Here is a 24,977-nt window from a genome sequence, read left to right as displayed (position 1 = left end):
TGGGCGTTGATGGCGGGCATCAGGAAGTGGCCGAAGCCATCATCGCGCAGCCCCACACCGTGTTTCCGGCCGCCGGTCACAGCAAGTTCGGGCGTCCGGCACGGGTGCGGCCGGCGCATCTGTCGCAAGTCGCCATCTTTCTGGATGAAAGCGGCGAGATGCCACATCAGCAATTCCCGCTCAATGCCAATCAGGCAACCCGCTTCAGTTCCACCACGGGCCGCACCACGCCAGTTCGCGTGCCACGCGCGTTTTTCACCACCGGCGCGGCCCACGGTGCCAGACCGGTGTCTTCGGGCGAATCCACGAGTCCCAGCGCTTTGAGTACCGCCACTGCCGCCGTGTACAGCGCACGCATGTTGCCGTCAACGACCTTGATCGCGATGCCGAGTCCTGCGCAGCGCACGCCGATGGTTTGCACACCGTCGGCGCCGATCTTCGCTACCCAGTCGCCCGGCGCCATGCGCATGAACGCCAGATCGTTGCGCGCGGTGCCGGAAACCATCTCAGGCTGTTGCGTCATGGCAGCGAACAGCGTCGAGAAGGCCCCATTGTCGCTCGCGGCCAGGCGGGCGTACGCCGCAGCGAGTTTATCGAGCGGCAGCGCATAGTTCGGTGCGGAGCAACCGTCGATACCGAGCGGCAATGTGTCGCCATCAACGCCCACGACATCGCCCACACGCGCACGAATCCTCCGCTGCAACGGGTGATCCGGATCGAGATAGCTGTCGAGGGGCAAACCATGCTGCACACAATACGCGAGAAAGCCCGCATGCTTGCCCGAACAATTATGGTGCAACGGCGTCGGCTTCAGGTCGGCTGGGGCACGCTTGCCGGTCGCGGAGTAGAACGTCGGCACGTGGCAACCGCACTGCAAATGGTGTTCGTCGCAACCCGCTTTGCTCAGTAGACGCTTGACACCGTCGACATGAAACGACTCGCCGGAGTGGCTGGCGCACAACAGCGCCAGTTCCGATTGCGTCAGGCCGAAGTGGGCAACGCCGTCGCCTTCGACGAACGGCAGCGCCTGGAACGGTTTGAGCGTGGAGCGCGAGAACGTGAGGAACGAAGGATCGCCCGCGGCGTATCGGAGGCGCCCTTGCGCGTCGACGACCGCGACCGAACCGTAATGCACGCACTCAACCGTATCGACACCGTTCGCGCCGCGCGTGACTTCAACGAGAGGCACATGCGTCATGATTGGGCCCGTACCTTTTGAGCAGCGACGTCGTCGAGCGTTGATGTTCGAACGGGATCGCCAGCGCCTTGCCGCCCCAGCCACGCACCAGCGCAGACTCCGGGAGCTTGTCCATGTCGTAGTCGCCGCCCTTGACGAGAATATCCGGACGTACGGCAGCGATCAGCGCCTCGGGTGTCGTCTCACCGAATGTGACGACGTAATCGACGCTTTGCAGCGCGGCGAGCAGTGCCGCACGATCGTTCTCGTTGTTGATGGGACGGTCGTCGCCCTTACCGAGCGTGCGAACCGACGCGTCGGTGTTCACACCGACGACCAGGCACGCGCCCAGTGCGCGCGCCTGCGCCAGATAGGTGACGTGACCTCGATGCAGAATGTCGAACACGCCGTTGGTGAACACCAGCGGGCGAGGCAGGCTCGGTGCCAGTGCGGCCAGCGCCTCGCGAGAAAGAATCTTGGCCTCGAAATCGGCCTGAGGAATGACTTGGGAAGATGACATGGCAATCGATCGAAGTGAACGCGCAGTTCGGTTCCGGCGCGCTAATGGCCGCTATTGTCACACGACGCGGCTAACGCCTCGCGATCCCGGCATCACCGTTTCTGGGAATGCTGGCGAAAATCGGGGCCGCCGACTCTTTGGCAACGCGGGCATGGCCGTCAAGCCGTCGCAACGTGCGACAGGGCGCTCGCCATCGCGCGGTGCCGCGGTCCGTCAAAAGGTGCGCAGTCTCCCGGACGTCCGGCGCACACTGGCGGAAGGCATGCGCGTTTTTGTTCCGGCAACGAAAAAGAGGGCCGAAGCCCCCTTTCTCGGATACCGCACCTTCTGCCCACGTCGGCCTACGCCGGTCGGGCCAGCCTATGCCGACCTCGTGGCGTCCCGGCTTACGCCGAGGCAGCAACGGCCGATGCCGGTGCCGCCACCGCGGCCAGACGCACGGTGATTTCCTTGCGATAGCGGTTCAGATCCTGCGCCGTGGCGAACGTGCGCTCGAACAGCAGCGACATGTTGTGCAGAATGCGCTCGACAACCTTCTTCTCCCAACTGTCGTCGAACTTGATCTGCTCGTCGAGCCAGTGTTCGAGCCATTCCGGCTCCGGAAGACGCGACTGCACCGTGTCGTTCGGGAACAGTTCCTTATTCACGTGCAGATTCGTCGGGTGCAGCGGCTTTTCGGTACGACGCGCCGCAGCCATCAATACGCCGATCTTCGCAAACGCCGCACGTGCGTTATCGCCGAAGTTCGTCAGCGCCTTCTTCATGTAACGCAGGTAAGCCCCGCCGTGACGGGCTTCGTCGCGCGAAATCACTTCGTAGATGTGCTTGATGACCGGCTCCGTGTGCCACTCGGCAGCACGGCGATACCAGTGGTTCAGGCGAATTTCGCCGCAGAAGTGCAGCATCAGCGTCTCGAGCGGCGGGGCCGGGTCGAACGGGAAGCGCACGGCGTGGAGTTCTGCCTCGGTCGGCACGAGATCCGGGCGGAAGCGGCGCAGGTACTCCATGAGCACCAGCGAATGCTTCTGTTCTTCGAAGAACCAGACGCTCATGAAAGCGGAGAAATCGCTGTCGTCACGGTTATCGCGCAGGAACATCTCGGTGGCCGGCAGTGCCGCCCATTCCGTGATGGCATTCATCTTGATGGTGCGCGCCTGATCGTCGGTGAGTTGGCTCGCGTCGAACTTGTCCCACGGAATGTCCTTCTCCATGTTCCAACGCACTGCCTCCAGCGACTTGTACAGTTCGGGATACAGCATTTCGGTCATTTCAATTACCCCCAAGGTCGCGAGACCTTACACCAGGACTCAAGATAGTATTGTGAAAGTTTACGCCGAATTTCGACAGACAAAACGGTGAGCGTGTCACGGTCGGCCCCCGCCGTTCCGGTTCCACGTCTTGAACCCTGCCGTCGCATGAGGACGGCGATTTCACGCCTGTGATCTGGCCGCATCCTGGCGATATGGCTTAGAGCGACCCTACTAAAATATGGGCAAACTCTTGAATCATAACATAATTCTCCTTCATTACCGTTACGTTTGACACTCGCGTGACGGTAATGCGTCGTAATTTTGACCCCCATCAAATTGTCACGCAAAGCGCCTAAGCTCAAGGGGCGGCAGAGGTTGAGCATTCGCACCGTGGAGAGTGCCCGCCCCTGCCGATGGTTCGTCGCGCAAGACGATGCGACGGGCATGTGACGCCGGCGTGTCAGGGTATGTCCTTGTTCCATGGGCGTGCACGTGCCGCGCCGATGGTCTACGCTGAAAACAATCGTTCCGGCCTCGCGACAGCCCAGACGGTGGGGTGCCACCGCTTTGAGGATAGTTCTCAGTCGCAATTACGCAACATGTATGACGGGCAGACGTCTCGGCAGAACGGGCCGAACGCCGCCAATGGGCCTACCGACTCGACTGGATCCTTGAGAGATAAGGAGCCGAGCATGGCACTTCGAGCACATCGGGCAAACCGGACAAACCGGACGAATCAGACAAATCGGGCGTGCCGCGCACACCAGGCATTTCGTCCCGCCTTTGCCCTATGGCTGCGCGCCGCCTGTTTTTTGATGGCGGTGGCGACGGCCCCCGGCGTACAGGCGTTCGACGCCGGCCAACTGGCCTCGCAGGAGGCCCCCGCCGTCCATCTGGTCGGTCACGGATCGTTCTCGCGTTTGGGCTTTCACCTTTATGACGCAGCGCTCTTTTCCGGCGCCGATCGCGTCGGCGCGAACTGGAGCACCCACCCCCTCGTTCTCGACGTGCGTTACGCGCGCAGCTTCAAATCGCGCACGCTCGTGCAGCGCAGTCTGATCGAAATGAGCAAACTGCAAGTGGGGACCGACGCCGAGCGGCAGCGCTGGGCCGACGAACTCGCCCGGATCCTGCCTGACGTCTCGGCGGGACAGCACCTGACGGGCGTCTTCCGACCGGGCGACGGCACACGCTTCTTCTCGGACGGCAAGCTCATCGGTCAGATCGCAGGCGACGCCTTCGGTCGAGCCTTCTTCGCCATCTGGCTGGACCCGCGCACAAGTGCCCCCGACCTGCGCGCAGAACTGATCAGCGACGCGCACTGACCCGCACATGGACTCGCGTGCCCATGGACCTATGGACATCGACCACACGGCTGCAATAACGCGCCTCACGTACTACTTCGAGACCCTGACGCGCCAGAGCATCGGCAATCTCGGGGAGTTCTACACGCCGAACGTCTATGTGAAGACGCCGCTTCACGAAGTGCGCAGCGCCGCCGAAGTCGCCGGGCTGCTCACGCGGCTGTTCGAGCGTCTCGAAGTACCGCGCATCGAAGTGACCGCTCAACTGTTGCAGCACAATCAGGCGTTACTCGTCTGGAATCTCTACTTCCACACGAAGCGCTGGCTCGACGACGAGCAGGTCATTCATGGCGCGTCGCACCTGCGTCTTGCCGTGGATGGGCGCATCGCGTATCAACGCGACTATTGGGACGCCACCGAAGACCTCTATCTGAAGGTGCCGTTTCTGGGACGCTTGATACGTTGGCTGCGCCATCGACTGTTCCTCTAGGGCCGGACGACTCCGGCGGCATCGCGCGAGGGCAGTTTTCTTCAATACGCGGTCCACCCGCTCACCTAAAGTCGGAACCTCGCACTCGTGGCAACGCTGCCGCGGTGCCCGCAACGAGGATTCCGATGACGATTTTTTACTCGATGGCCGCATTCGCGCTGGCCGCTTCCATCACCCCCGGCCCGGTCAACGTCGTGGCGCTCGGCTCCGGCGCCCGCTATGGCCTCGTGCCGAGCCTGCGCCACGTGACAGGAGCGACGATCGGCTTCGTCGTCTTGCTCGTCGCCGTGGGCTTCGGTGTCTACGAGCTGCTGCAACGCATGCCCGTGCTGATGCAGCTAATTCAGTGGTTCGGCGTGGCGTTTCTGCTGTACATGGCGTACAGGCTGGCCGTCGACGACGGCGAACTTGGCACGGCCGGATATCCCCGGGACATGGCTAGTCCCGGCTCGCAACGCGGCCCCACGATGTTGCATGGGGCGGTGATGCAATGGCTTAACCCCAAGGCTTGGCTCGCCGCACTGGCGGGCATGGGCGCATACACCGGCGGCGACCCGGCGCGCATCTGGCAATTCGCGGCGATCTACTTCGCCGTGTGCTGGTTATCGGTCGGATGCTGGGCCGCCGCGGGCGCGATGTTGCGGCAGCATCTGGGCAACCCGGCGCGCGTGCGGTATCTGAATCGTGGGATGGCCGCGCTGTTGGCGGGTAGCGCGGTGTATCTGGTGGTGGGGGGATAACCGATTCGTGCGGCATGCCGCGTAGGGCGCTTGCTCGCCGCCGTACGACGCCGGATGGCAGCTCACGCGATTCGCGCAGTAGGCGACGCTGAGTCCGCTAAGGTCCACTAGCGTCCACTGAAGTCCGCTGAATCGGCTCAGGCCGCGCGCGCCTCGCGATAATGCCCCGGCGTGGCCGCAAGCAGTTGCTTGAAGGTCCGCTGGAAGTGCGCCTGGTCGGCGAAGCCGGCATCGAGCGCGACCTCCGCAATCGCATGGCCGCGACGCAGGCGCGAGCGCGCATACTGAATTCGCCGATTCATCAGAAACGCATGCGGCGTGAGGCCGAACCGTGCACGAAACGCCCGTGTAAGATACGACGCCGACAGCCCCGCAGCGTCACAAATCTGCGCGAGCGTCAGCGCCTCGCAGCAGTGTGCACGAATGAAATCCGCCGCGCGGTGCAGTTTGTGCGAGTCGTCGCGCATTGGCCTGGGCGCGGGATTGAGGCGCTCGTGCACGTCGATGAAGAACTGCTGCACGACACTCTCTCGCTCCAACACCTCGCGCGACGCATCGGTGCAAACGTCGTACAACCGATTGAGGCCTTCGTACAGCGTCGCATCGGTCGACGACAACGGATCGAACAGATGCAGATCCTGCCCGTCCCCAAACCCCAGCTCGCGTTGCAGGCTCCCGAGCCACGCCGTGTCGACGAACAGCATGCGATACGCCCATGCGTCGCCGCCGATGGGGTTGCAGGCGTGCACGGCATCCGGGTTCATCACGACGACACTGCCGCGCCCGACCGTCTCCCGCGCGCCCCCATTGAGATAGGTGCTGCGTCCGCCCGTCACCGCGCCGATGGAAAACGTCTCGTGGCTGTGCCGCGCGTAGCAGACCCGTCGGCCGTCGAGCACCTCGCGGGCTTCGAGAAACGGAAGGGCCGGATCGCGCCAGAATGTCGACGGATAGGGGCAGGGCAGATGATCGGTGCGTGATGGGGAAGCGACGGTCATTCGTTGGGTCCATGGAAGCGCACGGGTGGCCCGCGCGCCGTCAAGCGGCAGGTTTGCCGGTGTCGGCCACCGCGGCGGCCGGATCGGCGGACAGCGGCGAGTTTGCCGGTGGCGCGGCGCCACCGACAGCGCCGGCCTCGACGCCGTCGAGCGGGCTCGTGCCGTCCGCCTCGGCGACGAGCCATGCGGCAATCGCGTCGCGCTGCGCATAAGCGTCGGCTTCGCCCAGCGCAATCAACTCCTGAGTGTACGCCGATTCGAACAGCAGATAACTGGCGAAAGCCGCCCCGCGCTCGGCATCGGCGCCGATCGCGCCGAGCATCGTTCGCACGGCGCGGGGCAATTGCTTCAGATGCCGCGCCGCAATCGGTTCGAGGCGCTGACTCGGCGAAATCAGCAGCGTCTCGATGGGACGCCACCCGCTCGACTCGCGCTGCGCCTCTGGCACATGGCGCAGCACGTTGTTGATGTGTTGCAGGCGCTCCAGATCCGCCGACAATCCGTCGATGAACACGCTCGCAAGCGCCTGTCCGCCAATCTGCGCGAGGCTCGGATACCCGCCGATACGCTCGCCGCTGCTATCGAGCCCGTACTGTCCGTGCGAGGCGCCGATGATGAGCACGCGCGTCGCACCGAGATGGATCGGCGGGCTGAGCGGCGCGATCTGACGCATCGAGCCGTCACCGAAGTACTCGGACTGTCCGTCGAGATCGAGTTCGATGGCGGGAAACAGAAACGGGATCGCGCTCGACGCCAGCAGGTGCTCCACCGTCAACGGCACCGCCCGCGCGAGCCGCAACGAACGCTTCCATGCCTGAATCGGCTCGGCGCTTTGGTAAAACGTGACGTGTTTGCCGGACGAATACGAGAGCGCCGTCACGGACAGGGCTTCAAGTGCCCCGGATGCGAAGACTTCCGGCAGGCGATCGAGACGAATCGCCTGACGCAGCATGCCGGCCAGCGGCGACCAGTCGAACAGGGATCGCGGCGAGCGTCGCAACGCCCAGCCCAGAGAGATGGCGGCGAGCCAGCGAGCGCCGGTGCCCGCCATGCCCAGCGAGTCGGCGCGGAACACCTGACCGGCGTGGAACTGACGCCAGACGGCGTCGAGCTTCATGACACCGTGCTGGAAATCGTCGGCGTGCGAGGCGAGCGCTGCGGCATTGATTGCGCCGGCCGACGTGCCGCAGACGATGGGAAACGGGATCGCCCGCCGCGTTGGCAGGACCTCGCGTTGAATCGCGGCAATCGCCGCGAGCACGCCGACCTGATACGCGGCGCGTGCGCCACCGCCCATCAGGACGAGACCGGTACGTTCGCCCGAGATCATGGGGGGCCTCCTCCTGCTTTCGCTGTCGTTGTTCGCGGCTGTCGCGTGCTGTTGTGCGCGGCCTTCGTTCCGTCACCCGCTGGCGGCCGAGGGTTGCGCGAGCTTCCTTCGCCGTTCCTCGCCGTTTTACGCCACTTCTGGCCACCTCGGACCACTTCAGGTCCCGTCAAACCCGTCGAAAGCGCTTACGCCCGTGCGCGAGACCACACGCGCTACCACTTCCAGGCAGCCTGCTTGCCCGTCACACCCGACGTTTTTCCTGGGGTCCCTGGCGCCTTATCCACCGACGCCACCGACGCCACCGACTCCCCCGACCGACCCGAGGCGCTTCCCGCCGCCTTCGCAGGCGTGCCGGTTGCCGCTTTCGACGGTGCTTTCGACGGCGCTTTCGCCGACGTCTTGGTCGTAGCCTTTGCAGACGTCTTCGCCGCAGCGGACTTCGCCGGCGTCTTCTTGCTCGCGGGCGCACGCCGGGCCCCGGTCTTCGCTGCCGCCTTCTTTGTCACCGCGCCCGCCTTGCCCGCCTTGCTCGCCTTGCCCACACTACCCGGCGCCTTCCCGGCGGAAGCCCTGCCCGCGCCAGCCGTTGCGTGCGTCGCATGCGTCGCCTTGGCTGCCGCTTCCGACATTTGTGCCGCAGCGGCTTCGGTCATCTGCGCCGCGGACACGCCAGCGGCCTGCGCCGCGGCAGCGATCTGATCGAACTGCGCGCGCATGGCGTTGAACCACACCGAGGGGTCCAGCGCACCATAGGCACTGCTCGCCTGCGCGAACGGCGACGCCGCCCCACCCGCCCCGCCCGCCGACACCTCGTCCTCGGCTGCCGCTTCCGGTGCCGGTTCGGATTCGGCCTCGGCAGCAGCAGCCTGCGGTTCGGGTTCGACATCCTGCGGCGTCTGCGTGGAGAACGGCGAGCGCCAGAGGCTGGCGGCGCCAGCGTCGTCGGGACTGCCCGGGTCACCGGCAGCCGGCGCACCGGACGCAGCGGCGCCGAAGCTTCCCGTGCCGAACGCGCGCAGCGTGGCATACGTGGCGCGCTGCACCTCGAACGCCTGAATGGTCGAGCGCAGCACGTTCAGATTGAGGGTGAGCCACTGTTCCACAGCGCGCATTTCGGCAATGCGATTCTCGATTTCGCCGGGATCGAGCAGCGGCGCGGCGCTTTGCATCAACTGCGTCAGCGGTGAGGTGAACGTCGCGGGTGGACTGAACGCCTCCCACATCTTCTTGAGAATGTCGAAGCCGTTAGGCATGGCACTCGTCGAATCGCTCATTACGATCTCCAGTCACGGTCGGGGACGGACGGCGCCAGCCAAGCCAGGCGCACAGGGCGTATGGCTATCGATCATACGCCGAGCATGCGCCGATGGTGTGTCAAAACAGGCCGCGTCCGTCGTAAACCCCGAGGCGCCGGAACTCAGAACGGCGCATCCCCGCCGAAGTCCGGTGCGCGACGCTCGCGCAGCGACGCGATGCCTTCGCGCACATCCGGCCCCGAAAACCCCATGAATTCAAGCGCCAGCGACGCATCGAAGGCCGGACCGGCGCTGCGCAGCCAGTTGTTGAGCGTGTATTTCGTCCAACGAATCGCCGTGCTCGAACCGCGCGCGAGTTTGTCGGCCACTTCGAACGCCTTGGGCAGCAGGTCCGCTTCGTCGACCGTGAGCGAGACGAGGCCGATGCGCTCGGCTTCCTCGCCCGTGACGGGTTCGCACAGCAGCAGGTAATACTTCGCTTTGGCCATGCCGCACAACAGCGGCCAGACGATGGCAGCATGGTCACCGGCCGCCACGCCGAGCCGCGTGTGACCGTCGATGATGCGCGCCGTCTTCGCGGCAATCGAAATGTCCGCAAGCAGACCCGCAACGAGTCCCGCGCCGACAGCCGGGCCGTGCATGGCCGAGACGATGGGCTTGCTGCAATTGATGACGTTGTAGACGAGGTCGCGGGCTTCCCGCCACACGCGCGCGCGCACGGCGAAATCGTCGGCCATGTCTTCCACGAGCGACAGGTCGCCGCCGCCGGAGAATCCCTTGCCTTCGCCGCGAATCACAACGGCGCGCGTCTGCGCGTCGCGATCGATATCGCGCCACACGTCGGCCAGTTCCTGGTGCATGCGATGGTCGGCCGTCGACAGGCCGCTTTTGTTTGCCCCCGCGCCCATGATGAGTTCGAGCACGCCGTTCGGATGCCGCTTGAATTGCAGCGACTGGTAGTGTTGATACGGGTCTTGCGACATGGCTTACCGCTCCGGAAAAAAATATCCCCGCACAGGCGGGGATGGAACAGCGGCACCGGACAAAAGCCAGCGCCGCCGACGGTCAACAGTTTCGATGCGAGACGTCTGTCGCCCCTCGCATTCGCGCAATTGTCCAATCGCGGCGGCGGTTACGGCGCAATCACCCACTTGCCGTTGTCGATCTTGACCATCACGCGTGCGCGCTGATCGAGACCAAGGTGATCGGTCGGGCTCATGTTCGTCACGCCGTTCGACACGTGCACGTCCTTGCTCGACTCCAGCGCATCGCGCAGCGCCTTGCGGAATTCCGGCGTGCCCGGCTTGGCGCTCTTCAGAGCGATGGGGATCGCGCGTTGCAGCAGGATACCGGCGTCCCACGCGTACGAGCCGAAGGCGGCCACCTTGCCCGCGCCGTACTTGGCGTCGAACTTCTTGATGTAGTCGAGCGCCACGGCCTTGGCCGGGTGATCGTTCGGCAATTGCGACGCCACGAGCACCGGGCTGGCCGGCAGGTACGTGTTGTTGCAGTCCTTGCCGCAAACGCGCAGGAAGTCGTTATTGCCCACGCCGTGGTTGTGATACACGAGGCCCTTGTAGCCGCGCTCCGCCAGCGCCTTCGGCGGCAGGGCGGCCGGGGTGCCGGCCGCGCCAACGACGACGGCGTCGGGGTTCGCGCCCATGATCTTCAGGATCTGACCGGTCACGCTCGGGTCCGTACGGGCAAAGCGCTCGCTGGCGACCATCTTGATCTTGTGAAGCCCGGCAAACTTGGCGACTTCTTCATAGAAGGCTTCGCCCAGCGCGTCGCCCTGCCCGATGAAGGCCATCGTCTTCACGCCATGCTTGCTCGCATGTTCGGCAATGGCGGAGGCCATCTGGGCGTCGGTCTGCGGTGTCTTGAACATCCAGTAACGTTTGGCGTCCACCGGTTCGATGATGCGGGCGGACGAGGCGAGAGAGATCGTCGGCGTGGTGCCGGCAGCGATGACGTCGAGCATCGCCAGCGTGTTCGGCGTGATCGACGAGCCGATAATGGCGTCGACGTGGTTCTCGGAGATGAGCTTCTTGGTGTTCTGAACGGCGGTCGTGGTGTCCGACGCGTCGTCCAGCACGATGTAGTCGACCTTCTCGCCGCCGATTTCCTTGGGCAGCATGCTGATCGTGTCGCGCGCGGGAAGGCCGAGCGAAGCGGCGGGGCCGGTGAGCGAGATGCTCACACCAATCTTGACCTGAGCGGCAGCGCCGCCGGCCAGCGCCAGCAACATCGCACCCAGCAGGGCAGTGCGCACGGGGTTTCGCATGAAAAATCTCCTGGTCTGGCCCGCGCTGTGTTTTTCTGTACGCGGGCATCCCGGGACGGATACCTCGCGCCGCGCCGGCGAAAGTTAGGGCCGGTGCGCGAACCTGCGAGGCAGACGCACCGACTCAAGGAGACAAAGAATAGCGGAGCCGGAATTCCCCGCCATATCCGGGTTCACCCTATGGAGGTGCCGCCCGGCACCCCGCGAAGCCTTGCGGGGCATGGCGTTCGGCCCGGTTCATTTTCCCGTCCGGGCGGTCGGGCGTCGGCCTCGCCGATGCGCGGCGGCGACGAATACATGACGAAAGCGTGACGAACGCAGGCCCGCTTACTCGTCAAGCGGCGCGACCGCCTGATCGATGGCGCCGAAAATCGACTTGCCCTGGGCATCGAACATCTCGATGCGCACACGGTCGCCGTATCGCATGAACGCCGTTTCCGGCGCGCCCTTCTCGAGGGTCTCCAGCATGCGCTTCTCGGCGATGCAGGCGCTGCCGCGGCTGCGGTCCTTGTTCGAGATCGTGCCCGAACCGACGATGGTCCCCGCGCGGGCGTTACGCGTCTTGCACACGTGCGCGACCAGCTGCCCGAAGTCGAACACCATGTCTTCGCCGCACTCCGGTGCGCCGAACTTCCTGTCGTTCCACTTCACCGTGAGCGGACGGTGCACGCGGCCCTCGCGCCACGCGTCGCCCAGTTCGTCGGGAGTGACGGCTACCGGCGAGAACGCCGTGGCCGGCTTGCTCTGGAAAAAACCGAAACCCTTGGCCAGTTCCGCCGGAATCAGGTTGCGCAGGCTCACGTCGTTCACCAGCATCACCAGACGCACCGCTTCGAGCGCACGCGCTGGGCTGGCGCCCATGGGCACGTCCGATGTCACCACCGCCACTTCGGCTTCGAAATCGATGCCGAAGTCTTCCGACGCGCAAACGATGTCGTCCGTGGGGCCGATGAAGTCGTCGCTACCCCCCTGATACATCAGCGGATCGGTCCAGAACTCCGGAGGCATTTCGGCCCCGCGCGCGCGGCGCACCAGCTCGACATGGTTCACATACGCGGAACCGTCGGCCCACTGGTAGGCGCGCGGCAACGGCGCCATGCACTCCGACGCATCGAACGCGAAAGCGTTGCGCGCGCGGCCGTGATTGAGCTCGGTGTACAGCAAATGCAGTTGCGGCGCGTAGAACGTCCAGTCGTCGAGTACGCGTTGCAGCGTGGGAGCGATGGCGTCGGCAATGCAGGCGGTCGACAGGTCGCGTGAGACGACGATCAGCTGACCGTCGCGCGTGCCGTCCTTACGGGTAGCGAGTTTCATGGCAATGAAGTCTGCGAGCGGGTTTGGAATTCGGGCGCCGGGAGCCGGGGGTGCCGGGAGCCAGGATTCGGACCGGAACGTCAGGCCCGATAGAATGGCGCTTGAAGCCGGAGATTTTACCTGAGGGCATGGCGCACGCATGCGAACGCCGCTCAGGCATCGCACGGCCACGACAACAACGAAAGAGACACATGACAGCGCCTGAACACGACAACGATACCGGTCAAGACAGCGACGGCAACGCCGCCGCGCCGGACGAGGAGAAAACCCGCTCTGGCATTCAGTCCATCGAGGTGGGCTTCCGGCTGATCGAAGTGCTCACCGAAGCGTCGAATGCGATGATGCTGCGCGACCTCGCCCATGCCGCCGGCATGAATCCCGCCAAGGCGCATCGCTATCTCGTGAGCTTTCAGCGGCTCGGACTCATCGTGCAGGACCCGGTGAGCGGACGCTACGACCTCGGTCCTTTCACGCTGCGCATGGGGCTCGCCCATCTCGCGCGCATCGACGCGTTCAAGGCCGCGCGCTTCGCCATGTCCGAGTTGCGCGACGCCATCGACCAGACCGTGGGCCTGGCCGTATGGGGCAATCAGGGACCGACCGTCGTGCATTGGCTCGATTCGACCTTTCCGATGCGCGTGCCGCTGCGGCTGGGCGACGTCATGCCGATGCTCGAATCGGCTGCCGGGCGCCTGTTCGCGGCCTATTTGCCGGAGCGCCAGACCGCACCGCTCATCGACGCCGCCCTGGCCGCGCTGCAACACTCGTCGCGCCACCATCTGCCCGCCACGCGCGCCGAGTACGAAGCGGTGCTCGACGACGTGCGGGCGCACCGCGCGGCGCGCGTCGAGGGGACTGTGCTGCCGTCCGTCAACGCGTTCTGCATGCCGGTGTTCGACGCGACGGGACAACTCGTGATGGGCCTCATGGCGCTCGGCCCGGAGAGCCGCTTCGATGCAAGTTGGGGCGGCCCCATCGACACGCCGCTGCGCGCGCTTGCCCAAAACCTCTCCGCCGATCTGGGTCACGCGCACGCACCGGGAGTCAGACGCTGAACGCCGCCGGGGAACGCGGACCAACGGGCACTGAACGGCGCAGGGCGCGGGTTGTCGAACCGAAGTCGTCCCGATGTGCGATCCTGACGCTCCGACACCCCGACGCTCCGACGCCCCCGACCGACTTCCGTGCCTTCGCGCCCCTCCTCTCCTTCCGGCCACACGCGCCACACGCGCCACACGCGCCACGACGCCTCCGACACGCCGTCGGCCCCCGGGCCTTCGGCGGCTTCTGCGCAGCCGCCCTCTGCCCCGACCGCGCGTTCACCGGCGCTCAAGGGGCGGAGCGAGGGACGCGGAAAAGCCTGGCGGCTCCGGGCGAGCGTGCTCGTGGCGGTATTCGTCGCCCACCTGTTCCTCGCACTGTGGGTGGCCGGCCATCGCACGACGCTCGACGACAAGCCGGTCCCGAGCATTCCGATTACGCTGATCCCGCTCAAGCCGGTCGCCCCGCCACCGCCACCGCTTGCGCCGCCACCGCCCAAGCCCGTACCGGCGCCTCCCAGGCCCGCGCCCGCGGTGCAGCCGCCGCCCGACACGCTTGCCGCGCCGGCGACCACCGACACACCGGGACCGCAGGCTGCATCGGAGACGGTCGCGGGCAGCAGCGACGCCTCCGGTGCAACGGCATCGGAAGCGGCCGCCCCGGCGAGCGTGCCGCTCACGGCGGCGGCGGCCAACGGCGACAAGTTCGATCCACCGCCGTCCGTCACGCTCACGTACGACGCGCTCATGAACGGCGTGCGCAATCAGACCGGCCAACTGCACTGGGTCAACGAGAACGGGCACTACCAGTTGCGCATCTCGGTGCCGATCATCTTTTTCGGCACGTTCGAGTTCGTCAGTGAAGGCGGCTACGACGCCAACGGCATCGCACCGTCCCGTTATGTGGAAAAGCGCGGTCGACGCGCCGAATACGTCACGGAATTCCGGCGCGACGCAACGCCCGCGCTGCACTTCTCGCGCTCCGGACAGTCCGTCCCGCTGGCTCCCGGCGCGCAGGACCGCTTCAGCGTGATGATGCAGTTGGCCGGTTATGCCAGAGGCAATCCCGAGCGCTACACGCAGGTCGGCGTGACGCACGAGTTCACGGTAGCGGACACAGACAGCAGCGAGGTGTGGCCGGTGCAGTACGTCGGCAGCGAGACGATGACGACGCCGCAGGGTTATGTCGAGACGCGTCACTTCACGCGCCTGCCGCGCAAGGCAGGCGACGAACGGCGCGTGGACATCTGGCTCGCGCCGTCGCTCGACTGGCTGCCGGTGCGGGTGAAGCAGACCGAGCCGTCGGGCACTGAATTCGAACTGATCTTCACGCAGAAGTCGGCGCCCTGACGGCATTCCCGGCTGCCGCTCCCCCCTCGCGCATGAGTCCACACGGCACACAGGGTTTTCCGCATCGAAAAGTGGCGCAGGAATCCTTAGAATTTCGAGCGATGCAGGCCCCATGCGGGTGCGCGCCGTAGTGTTGCCCAACTACGACGAAACCATCAGCACAAGTCCGATGTTCCTGACATAATCGGAAACATCCCACTGCATCGACGCCCATCGACACCACCTCGCCACGCAGCGACGAACCAAGGGGGCCGCACATGAAAGTCAGTGCCAACGGCGCATCGATTCATTACGCGGTGGATGGCCATGGCCCGTGGCTGACGCTCGCGCATCCGTTGGGTGCGGACCTCACCGTCTGGGACGACCTTGTCCCCGAATTGGCGGCGCATTTCCGGGTACTCCGATACGACAGCCGCGGTCACGGCAAGAGCGATGTGACGCGCGGCCCCTACTCCGTGGCGCAACTGGCCGCCGACGCGACCGCCCTGCTCAGTTCGCTGGAGATCCCCCGCACCCATTTCGCGGGAGTTTCGATGGGTGGCGCGGTCGCCCAGCAGCTCGCGCTGGATGCCCCCGAGCGCATTGCGAGCCTCACGCTGATCGATACGACCGCCGGCTACGACGACGCCGACGCGAAGCTGTTTCTCCAGCGCGCGGCCACGGCACGTTCCCACGGAATGAAGGACCTCGCCGCCGGCACGCTCGAACGCTGGTTGGGAGAACGCTTCCGAAAACACCACCCGGAGACGGCGGAGCGCATTCGCGGCCTCGTCGCCCATGCCGACCCGGAAGGATTTGCGGCCGCTTGTGAAGCGCTTGCCGCGTTCGATGTGCGAACACGGCTGTCTGAAATCGACGCGCCGACGCTGGTGCTCGTCGGGGAAAACGACCCCTCTACCCCGCCGGCAGTGGCCCGGTGTATCGCCAGCGGGATCGTGGGCGCGCAGTTGGAAATCGTGCCCGATGCGGCGCACCTCTCGATCGTCGAACAGAAACAGTTCGTAACGAATGCCCTTGCAACATTTTTGCAAGGGGCCGCCTCTAACATCTGAATCCTGCAAAATCGGTGAGAAATGATGGACTTGCGGGCCTTGTTGCGGAACCTTTGATAAATGGAGGGCCAAAACCATTGAATTCGTCAGCCGGTGTGCCGATAAGCGAATCGTGGGGCGTTGCCCCTTGAAATCGCGCCGCGTCGCCCCTATGTGGGTTACCAAGGACCATGCAGGAACACCAGGAGAGTTGCCATGCTCATGATTTACAACAGCCCGAATTACTGTGTCGTTGAGTTTGCCGCCGATAACGGCAATCACGCGCTGTCCGCCGGTGGCTATGAAATCGTGGACAAAACCGCAGGCCGCGAGATTTTCCTCGATGGCTCGCTTGCCCGGCAATTCCGTGAAGAAGTGCAGAAGTTGATAGCCAGCGAACCGTCGGAGGACGAAGTCGACGAATTCCTCGGTCAGTTCGATAACTTCATGACGAACCCGGTCGTGCTCCATTGACGCCAACACCCACGCGGTGCCGTCACCCACAAAACCCTCGCCTCGGCGAGGGTTTTTTCATGGCGTGGGCATTCAGTGCGCCTGACGTCGTGTCAGGCCTGCAACGCGACTGGCCGGCGCCGCCTCAGCACTGCTGCCACGGCAGCCCGTCGAAACGCCATCCGTTCACGGCGTTGCGGTGGTGCGTGGCGTCCAGATCGCCTTCGAAACCGTGCAGCACGCCATAGACGTTGAGAAAGCCCGCCGCTTCGAGCGCCTCGCCGGCGGCCGCGCTGCGATTGCCGCTGCGGCAGATCAGCATGACGGGCCGCTCGCCTCCGGCGCCTGCCAGTTTGCGCACGCTTTGCACGAAGTGCGGGTTGATCTCCCAGTCCGGACCGTCGTTCCACGCGACGTGGATCGCGCCGACGGGGTGTCCCACGAACAGATGTTCCATTTCGCTGCGGCAATCGACGAAAAGCGCGCTGGCATTGGCTTGCAGAAACTTGTGTGCGGCGCTGGGGAGCAGGAATTCCATTTTTTCGGTGTCGTCGGCAAAACTTCGGGAAAGTTGGGCGGCGCCGCGCAGCGGGCTTGGGGATGCGTCCCCGATCAGGCGTCGAGACGCGGGCGCGAACCGCGAAAACCATTACAATTATAGGTTTTCCGGCCACTCCAAGGCGACGTCCGTCATGACAACCGCAACCCCACCCGCCGCGAACACTCTGCCCCCCGCTTTGCAATACACGCGCGGTCAGGCACTGCCCGCGTTGCTCGAGCAGCGCATCCTGATTCTCGACGGCGCGATGGGGACGATGATCCAGCGGTACAAACTCGACGAAGCGCAGTACCGCGGTGCGCGGTTCGCCGACTTCGCGCACGACGTGAAGGGCAACAACGAACTGCTGTCGCTCACCCGCCCGGACGTCATCAGCGAGATCCATCGCCAGTACCTGGCCGCCGGCGCCGACATCATCGAGACGAACACCTTCGGGGCGACGACGATCGCGCAGAGCGACTACCACATGGAAGACCTGGCCGACGAGATGAACCGCGCGTCGGCGCGTCTCGCGCGCGAGGCCTGCGACGCGTTCGGCACGCCCGATAAGCCCCGTTTCGCCGCCGGCGCCATCGGCCCGACGCCCAAGACCGCCAGCATCAGCCCGGACGTGAACGACCCGGGCGCCCGTAACGTCGACTTCGATCAGTTGCGCGACGCGTACTACGCACAGGCAAAGTCGCTCATGGAAGGCGGCGTGGACCTGTTCCTGGTCGAGACCATTTTCGACACGCTCAATGCCAAGGCCGCGCTTTTCGCCATCGACGAACTGTTCGAGGACACCGGCGAGCTTCTGCCGATCATGATCTCCGGCACGGTCACGGACGCCTCCGGGCGCATTCTGTCCGGCCAGACCGTCGAGGCCTTCTGGAACTCGCTGCGTCACGCGCGGCCGCTCACGTTCGGCCTGAACTGCGCGCTGGGGGCGACGCTGATGCGTCCGTATATCGCCGAGCTGGCCAAGCTGTGCAACACCTACGTATCCGTCTACCCGAACGCCGGCCTGCCCAACCCGATGAGCGACACGGGCTTCGACGAGACGCCCGACGTGACGTCCGGCCTGCTCAAGGAATTTGCACGGGCCGGTCTGGTGAATCTGGCCGGCGGCTGCTGCGGCACCACGCCGGAGCACATTGCCGAGATCGCCAAAGCCCTGTCGGAAGTGAAGCCGCGCCGCTGGCCGTCGCAGTACCGCACCAACAATTAAACGGATTGCCCCATGAGCCAAACGCCTTCCGCAACGCCAGTCCAGCCGATGCGCCTGTCCGGCCTCGAGCCGTTCAACATCGGTGCGGGCACGCTTTTCGTCAACGTCGGTGAGCGTACCAACGTCACCGGCTCGAAAGCGTTCGCGCGCATGATCCTGAACGGCCAGTTCGACGAAGCGCTCGCGGTCGCCCGCCAGCAGGTCGAAAATGGCGCCCAGGTCATCGACGTCAACATGGACGAAGCCATGCTCGACTCGAAGGCCGCGATGGTCCGCTTCATGAACCTGATCGCCTCGGAGCCGGACATCGCGCGCGTGCCGATCATGATCGATTCGTCGAAGTGGGAAGTGATCGAGGCGGGTCTGAAGTGCGTGCAGGGCAAGGCCATCGTCAACTCGATCTCGCTCAAGGAAGGCAAGGAAGCTTTTGTCCACCACGCCAGGCGCATTCGCCGCTACGGCGCCGCCGCCGTGGTCATGGCGTTCGACGAGCAGGGCCAGGCCGACACCTATGAGCGCAAGATCGAAATCTGCGAGCGCAGCTATCGCGTGCTGGTCGACGAAGTGGGCTTCCCGCCGGAGGACATCATCTTCGATCCGAATATCTTCGCGGTTGCCACCGGGATCGAGGAACACAACAATTACGCCGTCGATTTCATCAACGCCACCCGCTGGATCAAGACGCACCTGCCCGGCGCGAAGATCAGCGGCGGCGTGTCGAACGTCTCGTTCTCGTTCCGCGGCAACGATCTCGTGCGCGAAGCGATCCATACGGTGTTCCTGTATCACGCGATTCAGGCGGGCATGGACATGGGCATCGTCAACGCCGGTCAGCTCGGCGTGTACGAAAACCTCGATCCGGAGTTGCGCGAGCGGGTGGAGGACGTCGTGCTCAACCGGCGCGAGGACAGCACCGAGCGTCTGCTGGAAATCGCCGATCGGTTCAAGGGCGGCGCGGCCCGGCGCGAAGAGAATCTGGAGTGGCGCAATCAGCCGGTCGAAGCGCGTCTCACGCACGCGCTGGTGCACGGCATCACCACGTTCATCGTCGAAGACACCGAGGAAGTGCGGCGGAAGATCGCCGATGCCGGCGGGCGCCCGATTCAGGTGATCGAAGGCCCGCTCATGGACGGCATGAACGTCGTGGGCGATCTGTTCGGCGCGGGCAAGATGTTCCTGCCGCAGGTCGTCAAGAGCGCGCGCGTGATGAAGCAGGCGGTCGCGCATCTGGTGCCGTTCATCGAGGAAGAAAAGGCGCGCATGGCCGCCGCCGGCGAAGACGTGCGCTCCAAGGGCAAGATCGTGATCGCCACCGTCAAGGGCGACGTGCACGACATCGGCAAGAACATCGTTACCGTGGTGCTTCAGTGCAATAACTTCGAAGTCGTCAACATGGGGGTGATGGTGCCGTGCGCCGAGATCCTCGCCAAGGCGAAGGAAGAAGGCGCGGACATCATCGGTCTGTCGGGCCTCATTACGCCGAGCCTCGAAGAGATGGCCTACGTCGCCTCGGAAATGCAGCGCGACGACTACTTCCGTCTGCGCAACATTCCGCTGCTCATCGGCGGCGCGACGACCTCGCGCGTGCACACGGCCGTGAAGATCGCGCCGAACTACGAAGGTCCGGTGATCTACGTGCCGGACGCCTCGCGTTCCGTGTCCGTCGCATCCAATCTGCTCTCCGACGAGGCGGCCGGGCGCTATCTCGAAGAAGTGAAGACGGACTACGACCGCGTGCGCGCGCAACACGCGAACCGCAAGGCCACGCCGATGGTCTCGCTCGCGAGCGCCCGCGAAAACAAGTTCAGGGTCGACTGGTCGACGTACGTGCCGCCCAGGCCGAAGTTCGTCGGCCGGCGCGTATTCAGGAATTACGATCTGGCCGAACTCGCCGAATTCATCGATTGGGGTCCGTTCTTCCAGACGTGGGACCTCGCCGGCCCCTACCCCGCGATTCTCAAGGACGAGATCGTGGGCGAATCGGCTCAGCGTGTCTTCGAAGACGGCAAGGCCATGCTCGACCGTCTGATCAAGGGCCGCTGGCTGAACGCCAACGGCGTGATCGCGCTGCTGCCCGCGAACGTGGTGAACGACGACGACATCGAAATCTACACGGACGAATCGCGCTCGGAAGTCGCCTTCACGTGGCATAACCTGCGCCAGCAAAGCGAGCGCCCGGTGGTGGACGGCGTGCGCCGCCCGAACCGCTCGCTCGCCGACTTCATCGCCCCCAGGGACAGTGGTGTGGCCGACTACATCGGCCTGTTCGCCGTGACCGCAGGCCTTGGGGTCGACGAGAAGGAGGCCGGTTTCCTCGCCACGCACGACGACTACAGCGCCATCATGCTCAAGGCGCTGGCCGATCGTCTGGCCGAGGCCTTTGCCGAATGCATGCACGCGCGTGTGCGCCGCGATTTCTGGGGCTACGCCGCCGACGAACGACTCGACAACGATGCGCTCATCAAGGAGCAGTACGCCGGTATCCGTCCGGCGCCGGGCTATCCGGCCTGCCCGGAGCACTCGGTCAAGGGACCGATGTTCAAGTATCTGCAGGCGCACGAAATCGGCATGAGCGTGACGGAATCGCTCGCCATGCTGCCGGCCGCCAGCGTCTCGGGCTTCTATCTGTCGCATCCGGACAGCACGTACTTCAGCGTCGGCAAGATCGGACCCGATCAGGTCGAGGACTTCATGGAGCGTGCCGGCGTCGACGAGGCCACGGCACGCCGCCTGCTCGCGCCCCAGCTGTCATAACACCGTCACATTCGGACCGCCGGGCACTCATCCCGGCGTGCCTTCCGCCCGACGGCGGCAGATGCCATAATGCGGCGGCGCAACATTGCCGGATTACGTCGGGACGTCCCATGCAAGCACTGCACAGCATCCAGAACTTCCATCTTCTCCCGCTGCTCAACACGCTCATTTCGCTGGCCGTCGCCTTCGTTCTCGGCACGATCATCGGGGTGGAACGGCAGGTTCGCCAGCGTACCGCGGGCCTGCGCACCAACGTGCTCGTGGCCGTGGGCGCTGCGGCATTCGTCGATCTGTCGATGCGGCTCATGCCGGACGATACGCGGGTGATCGCGTACGTGGTGTCGGGCGTCGGCTTCCTTGGGGCGGGCGCGATCATGAAGGACGGCGCGTCGGTGCGTGGCCTGAACACCGCCGCAACGCTGTGGGGCTCGGCTGCCGTCGGCGCGGCCGCCGGTGCGAGCCTGATCGTCGAAGCGGTGGTCGTGGCATTCTTCGTGCTCGCGGCCAACACGCTGTTGCGCCCGGTCGTGAACCGCATCAACCGTGCGCCGATCAACGAGGCGACGTCGGAAGCCACGTATGCGTTGTCCGTCATCTGCGCCCGAACGACGCAACGCGACGTGCTCGACAAGGTGGAAGCCTGGCTCGAAGCGTCGAACTATCCGGTGCGTGCACTCGACATTCATCCGTTTGGCGAAGCCGAAGTGGAAATCGAAGCATTACTGCTGCCGACTGCCGTCAAGGCCGGCGAACTCGACGCTCTCACGGACCATCTGGAAACGCTGCCCGGCGTCAATCAGGTGTTCTGGTCGAGCCGTTCGGACGACTAATCATTGGCGGCCCGGATGGCGCGCGCAGGACGGTGAGAATTCGGTCGATGCGGGAAATTTCCCAGGAAAAAGCCGAATTACATTCGATTACAAACCCTTACAGCATCGCGCGCTACGGCTTCTTAGACTGGAATCTCACTAACGCAAGTGATGCCTGCACGAAAGACGTTCCTTCGGTGTGCAGCGCAAAGCAAAGGAGTCCATCTGATGAAGAAGCTGATTATTTCGGTTGCAGCCCTGACCCTCGCCGGTGCCTCGGCACTGAGTTTCGCTCAAGGTTCGGCAGGCGGCGGCGCAGCGGGCCCTGGCGGCGGCACGACGACTGATCCGTCCACTCCCATGCCGAGCCAGGCGTCGCCGGATTCGCGTCAGGCCCCGACGCCGAGCGCTCAAACGATGACCCCGGCGGACCCGCATCCGGGTTCGAAGACCCAGAAGCCGCGCCACAGCACCAAGAAGACGCCGGGCAACGGCAATACCGGCAACGGTGCGACCAACGCGCCGGATAACGCGCCGGGCAAGGCACAGTAATTTCCGGCAAGGTTTGTGCCTTGCTGCGGCCGGGGCGGATCGCCGGACATTCCGGCATCCGTGCGGGATCCGGTGCCGCCACTGTTCATGCTTCGTTTCTGAGCGCAAGTCCCTCGCCGGGGGCGGCCCGGATTCCTGACGCCGCCTACGGCACGCACACCCCGCTTTCCATCGATACAAAAAAAGCAGGCTCGCATTCGCGGCCTGCTTTTTCGTTGGTCCGGTTCGGCATCCATGCGATGCGCGATGGGGCGGGCAGCACGCCCGCGCCAGTTCACCGGTTGACTTCCCACATCACGGCGCCCTTTTCGGCGTAGGCTTTCTCGAGCATATCCAACAGCGGATAAGCCCGCTGCGAGAGACGCAAACTGTCCTCGTCGCGCTCGTCGGGCTTCTTGCCCTCGTTCTCCTTGTCCGCCGCCGCCTTGTCCTCGGCAATCGCCGCTTTGAGCTTGGCAATCGCGGCCTCTGTTTCGTCCGCCCCGATCGCACCGCGCTCGCCTAGCTTCTTGCCGACGATGCCGAGCAGCAGTTGCGCGAGATTCTCGAGCATGGTGATCGTTGGCGACGCGTGCGCTTTGAACGTTACCAGCATGGTTGGCTCCCTATTCGAGTTATCACCACCACCCTCCCTGAGCGACGACGGATCCATGGCCGAACCGTTACGCAAGGAGGGGTACCGTGGCTTCATCATACACCTGTTAAAATCCGGTGCTGACGATTCAATTGCCTGTCCGGACGTGTCCGGACGCACCCGAAACACCCGCCAATGCTACCCGCACAAAAGAATGCTCTCGTCGCGCTGATCGGCGACGTCGTCGCCGGTTTGATGCCTGCGCACGGCACCGCGCCCGCCGCGCCCGTCATCCTGCTCGAACGCCCGAAAGTCGCCGCGCATGGCGATCTGGCCTGTAACGTGGCAATGCAGCTCGCCAAGCCGTTGCGCGCCAATCCGCGCGAGCTGGCGCAGAAGATCGCCGACGCGATTCTCTCCGACGCGCGTGCCAGGGGCCTCGTCGACGCCGTGGAAATCGCCGGCCCCGGCTTCATCAACCTGCGTCTGGCCAACGCCGCCAAGCAGTCGGTTGCCCGCGCGATCCTCACCGAAGGCGCCGCCTTCGGCCGCCGTGCCGCCAGCAACGAAGCCGCCCCGGTGCTGGTCGAGTTCGTCTCGGCCAACCCGACCGGCCCGCTGCACGTCGGCCATGGCCGGCAAGCCGCACTCGGCGACACGATCTCGGCGCTGCTGGGCACGCAGGGACGTCCGGTCCACCGCGAGTTCTATTACAACGACGCCGGCGTGCAGATCCAGACGCTCGCCACGTCGGTACAGGCACGCGCGCGCGGGTTCAAGCCGGGCGACGCCCAATGGCCGGAATCGGCCTATAACGGCGACTACATCGGCGACATCGCGCAGGACTTCCTCGCCGGCAAGACCGTGCAGGCCTCCGACGGCGCACCGGTGACCGGCAGCGGCAACATCGAAGACATCGACTCGATCCGCGCCTTCGCCGTGGCGTATCTGCGCCGCGAGCAGGACATCGATCTGCAAACGTTCGGCGTCATCTTCGACCAGTACTACCTCGAATCCTCCCTGTATGCGGATGGCAGCGTCGAGCGCACGGTGCAGGCGCTCATCGATGCCGGCGTCACGTACGAACAGGAAGGCGCGCTGTGGCTGCGCACGACCGATTATGGCGACGACAAGGATCGCGTGATGCGCAAGTCCGACGGCACGTACACATACTTCGTGCCGGACGTCGCCTATCACACGCGCAAGTGGGATCGCGGCTTCCATCAGGTCATCAACGTGCAGGGCTCGGACCACCACGGCACCATCGCCCGCGTGCGCGCCGGCCTGCAAGCGCTGGGCATCGGCATTCCGAAGGGCTACCCCGACTACGTGCTCCACAAGATGGTCACGGTCATGCGCAACGGCGAAGAGGTGAAGATCTCCAAGCGCGCGGGCAGCTACGTGACGGTGCGCGACCTGATCGAATGGTCCGGCGGCATTACGGCGGAAACGCCGGTGACGGACCCCGCCGAGCGTGAAGACGCCCTGCGCCGCGGCCGCGATGCCGTGCGTTTCTTCCTAATTTCGCGCAAGGCGGATACCGAATTCGTGTTCGACGTGGATCTCGCCCTCAAACAGAACGACGAGAACCCCGTGTACTACGTGCAATACGCCCACGCGCGTATCTGCTCGATCCTCACGCAATGGGGCGGCGACGACGCCGCGCTCGCCAATGCCGATCTTGCGCCGCTCGACAGCGAACGCGCGCTCGCGCTGCTGCAACTGCTCGCCGAATACCCGGACATGCTCACGCGTGCCGCAGAGGAGCTTGCGCCGCACGCGGTGGCCTTCTATCTGCGGGATCTGGCCGGCGCGTTTCACTCCTTCTACAACTCGGATCGCGTGCTGGTCGACGACGAGACCGTGAAGCATGCGCGTCTCGCGTTGCTCGCGGCCACGCGTCAGGTGCTGCGCAACGGGCTTGCCGTGCTGGGCGTGTCGGCCCCGGCCAAGATGTAAGTTTTCCAACCACTCCGAACGGCAAA

At 64.9% G+C, this 24,977-nt stretch carries 23 protein-coding genes; 12 read left to right on the top strand and 11 right to left on the bottom strand.

All coding sequences use genetic code 11. From position 1 onward, the window contains the following. Positions 1 to 190: 190 nt before the first annotated feature. The 3 genes from AB870_RS02100 to AB870_RS02090 form a co-directional block, all read right to left on the bottom strand. Positions 191 to 1,198, bottom strand: coding sequence for an asparaginase (locus AB870_RS02100; protein WP_047906746.1), 1,008 nt, complete (start codon positions 1,196 to 1,198; stop codon positions 191 to 193). Beyond that, complete coding sequence (gene rfaE2, locus AB870_RS02095) at positions 1,176 to 1,697, bottom strand: D-glycero-beta-D-manno-heptose 1-phosphate adenylyltransferase (protein ID WP_047906745.1); 522 nt, start codon at positions 1,695 to 1,697, stop codon at positions 1,176 to 1,178. Before rfaE2 ends, AB870_RS02100 begins: the two co-directional genes overlap by 23 nt. A 386-nt stretch (positions 1,698 to 2,083) precedes the next feature. Next, on the bottom strand, positions 2,084 to 2,956 hold the full coding sequence (locus tag AB870_RS02090) for a ferritin family protein (RefSeq protein WP_174554734.1): 873 nt from the start codon (positions 2,954 to 2,956) through the stop codon (positions 2,084 to 2,086). 806 nt (positions 2,957 to 3,762) lie between these two features. Here AB870_RS02090 and AB870_RS26725 point away from each other — a divergent pair. The 3 genes from AB870_RS26725 to AB870_RS02075 all read left to right on the top strand — a co-directional run bounded on the left by AB870_RS26725 (position 3,763) and on the right by AB870_RS02075 (position 5,481). Beyond that, the gene (locus AB870_RS26725) at positions 3,763 to 4,272 is read left to right on the top strand and encodes a chalcone isomerase family protein (RefSeq protein ID WP_047906743.1); all 510 of its coding nucleotides are present in this window, start codon (positions 3,763 to 3,765) and stop codon (positions 4,270 to 4,272) included. A 31-nt stretch (positions 4,273 to 4,303) separates the two neighbouring features. Continuing rightward, positions 4,304 to 4,741: a nuclear transport factor 2 family protein gene (locus AB870_RS02080; protein ID WP_047906742.1), complete on the top strand. Its 438-nt coding sequence runs from the start codon at positions 4,304 to 4,306 to the stop codon at positions 4,739 to 4,741. Positions 4,742 to 4,866: 125 nt separating this feature from the next. Continuing rightward, entirely contained in the window at positions 4,867 to 5,481 is a 615-nt protein-coding gene (locus tag AB870_RS02075; protein ID WP_047906741.1) for a LysE family translocator, read from the top strand. A gap of 137 nt (positions 5,482 to 5,618) precedes the next feature. On the opposite strand, the gene AB870_RS02070 is transcribed toward AB870_RS02075, so the two are convergent. From AB870_RS02070 to AB870_RS02045, 6 genes are all read right to left on the bottom strand, one after another. Next, complete coding sequence (locus AB870_RS02070) at positions 5,619 to 6,479, bottom strand: AraC family transcriptional regulator (protein ID WP_047906740.1); 861 nt, start codon at positions 6,477 to 6,479, stop codon at positions 5,619 to 5,621. 40 nt (positions 6,480 to 6,519) lie between these two features. After that, positions 6,520 to 7,809, bottom strand: coding sequence for a patatin-like phospholipase family protein (locus AB870_RS02065; RefSeq protein WP_047906739.1), 1,290 nt, complete (start codon positions 7,807 to 7,809; stop codon positions 6,520 to 6,522). 212 nt (positions 7,810 to 8,021) lie between these two features. Continuing rightward, positions 8,022 to 9,083, bottom strand: coding sequence for a PhaM family polyhydroxyalkanoate granule multifunctional regulatory protein (locus tag AB870_RS02060; protein ID WP_053059528.1), 1,062 nt, complete (start codon positions 9,081 to 9,083; stop codon positions 8,022 to 8,024). Positions 9,084 to 9,226: 143 nt separating this feature from the next. Beyond that, positions 9,227 to 10,048, bottom strand: coding sequence for an enoyl-CoA hydratase/isomerase family protein (locus AB870_RS02055; RefSeq protein ID WP_047906738.1), 822 nt, complete (start codon positions 10,046 to 10,048; stop codon positions 9,227 to 9,229). A gap of 149 nt (positions 10,049 to 10,197) precedes the next feature. Further along, on the bottom strand, positions 10,198 to 11,349 hold the full coding sequence (locus AB870_RS02050; protein ID WP_047906737.1) for an ABC transporter substrate-binding protein: 1,152 nt from the start codon (positions 11,347 to 11,349) through the stop codon (positions 10,198 to 10,200). 327 nt (positions 11,350 to 11,676) lie between these two features. Next, positions 11,677 to 12,663, bottom strand: a complete 987-nt coding sequence (locus AB870_RS02045) for a fumarylacetoacetate hydrolase family protein (RefSeq protein WP_047906736.1) — start codon at positions 12,661 to 12,663, stop codon at positions 11,677 to 11,679. A 191-nt stretch (positions 12,664 to 12,854) separates the two neighbouring features. Here AB870_RS02045 and AB870_RS02040 point away from each other — a divergent pair, with 191 nt between their 5' ends. From AB870_RS02040 to AB870_RS02020, 4 genes are all read left to right on the top strand, one after another. Next, positions 12,855 to 13,718, top strand: coding sequence for an IclR family transcriptional regulator (locus AB870_RS02040; RefSeq protein WP_047906735.1), 864 nt, complete (start codon positions 12,855 to 12,857; stop codon positions 13,716 to 13,718). A 330-nt stretch (positions 13,719 to 14,048) separates the two neighbouring features. Continuing rightward, on the top strand, positions 14,049 to 15,053 hold the full coding sequence (locus AB870_RS02030; protein ID WP_167362665.1) for a DUF3108 domain-containing protein: 1,005 nt from the start codon (positions 14,049 to 14,051) through the stop codon (positions 15,051 to 15,053). A gap of 257 nt (positions 15,054 to 15,310) precedes the next feature. Next, entirely contained in the window at positions 15,311 to 16,105 is a 795-nt protein-coding gene (locus AB870_RS02025) for an alpha/beta fold hydrolase (RefSeq protein WP_047906733.1), read from the top strand. Positions 16,106 to 16,300: 195 nt separating this feature from the next. Then, entirely contained in the window at positions 16,301 to 16,558 is a 258-nt protein-coding gene (locus AB870_RS02020; protein WP_039407692.1) for a BTH_I0359 family protein, read from the top strand. Positions 16,559 to 16,682: 124 nt separating this feature from the next. On the opposite strand, the gene AB870_RS02015 is transcribed toward AB870_RS02020, so the two are convergent. Continuing rightward, on the bottom strand, positions 16,683 to 17,075 hold the full coding sequence (locus AB870_RS02015; protein ID WP_047906732.1) for a rhodanese-like domain-containing protein: 393 nt from the start codon (positions 17,073 to 17,075) through the stop codon (positions 16,683 to 16,685). Between the two features lie 154 nt (positions 17,076 to 17,229). On the opposite strand from AB870_RS02015, the gene AB870_RS02010 reads away from it, so the two are divergent. The 4 genes from AB870_RS02010 (at position 17,230) to AB870_RS01995 (ending at position 22,418) form a co-directional block, all read left to right on the top strand. Beyond that, complete coding sequence (locus tag AB870_RS02010; RefSeq protein ID WP_047906731.1) at positions 17,230 to 18,303, top strand: homocysteine S-methyltransferase family protein; 1,074 nt, start codon at positions 17,230 to 17,232, stop codon at positions 18,301 to 18,303. A 12-nt stretch (positions 18,304 to 18,315) separates the two neighbouring features. Further along, positions 18,316 to 21,057, top strand: a complete 2,742-nt coding sequence (metH, locus tag AB870_RS02005; protein ID WP_084663226.1) for a methionine synthase — start codon at positions 18,316 to 18,318, stop codon at positions 21,055 to 21,057. A 119-nt stretch (positions 21,058 to 21,176) separates the two neighbouring features. Further along, positions 21,177 to 21,887, top strand: coding sequence for an MgtC/SapB family protein (locus AB870_RS02000; protein WP_157112419.1), 711 nt, complete (start codon positions 21,177 to 21,179; stop codon positions 21,885 to 21,887). A gap of 207 nt (positions 21,888 to 22,094) precedes the next feature. Next, positions 22,095 to 22,418: a hypothetical protein gene (locus AB870_RS01995; RefSeq protein ID WP_047906728.1), complete on the top strand. Its 324-nt coding sequence runs from the start codon at positions 22,095 to 22,097 to the stop codon at positions 22,416 to 22,418. Positions 22,419 to 22,692: 274 nt separating this feature from the next. On the opposite strand, the gene AB870_RS01990 is transcribed toward AB870_RS01995, so the two are convergent. Further along, positions 22,693 to 23,013 (bottom strand): DUF1840 family protein, encoded by a 321-nt coding sequence (locus AB870_RS01990; RefSeq protein WP_047906727.1) that lies wholly within the window; start codon positions 23,011 to 23,013, stop codon positions 22,693 to 22,695. 174 nt (positions 23,014 to 23,187) lie between these two features. Between AB870_RS01990 and argS the strand changes: the two genes are divergently transcribed. Continuing rightward, complete coding sequence (gene argS, locus AB870_RS01985; RefSeq protein ID WP_047906726.1) at positions 23,188 to 24,951, top strand: arginine--tRNA ligase; 1,764 nt, start codon at positions 23,188 to 23,190, stop codon at positions 24,949 to 24,951. The last annotated feature ends 26 nt before the right edge of the window (positions 24,952 to 24,977 follow it).

The organism is Pandoraea faecigallinarum (genome assembly GCF_001029105.3).
GTDB lineage: Bacteria > Pseudomonadota > Gammaproteobacteria > Burkholderiales > Burkholderiaceae > Pandoraea > Pandoraea faecigallinarum.
This window is presented reverse-complemented; position numbering and strand designations above follow the sequence as displayed.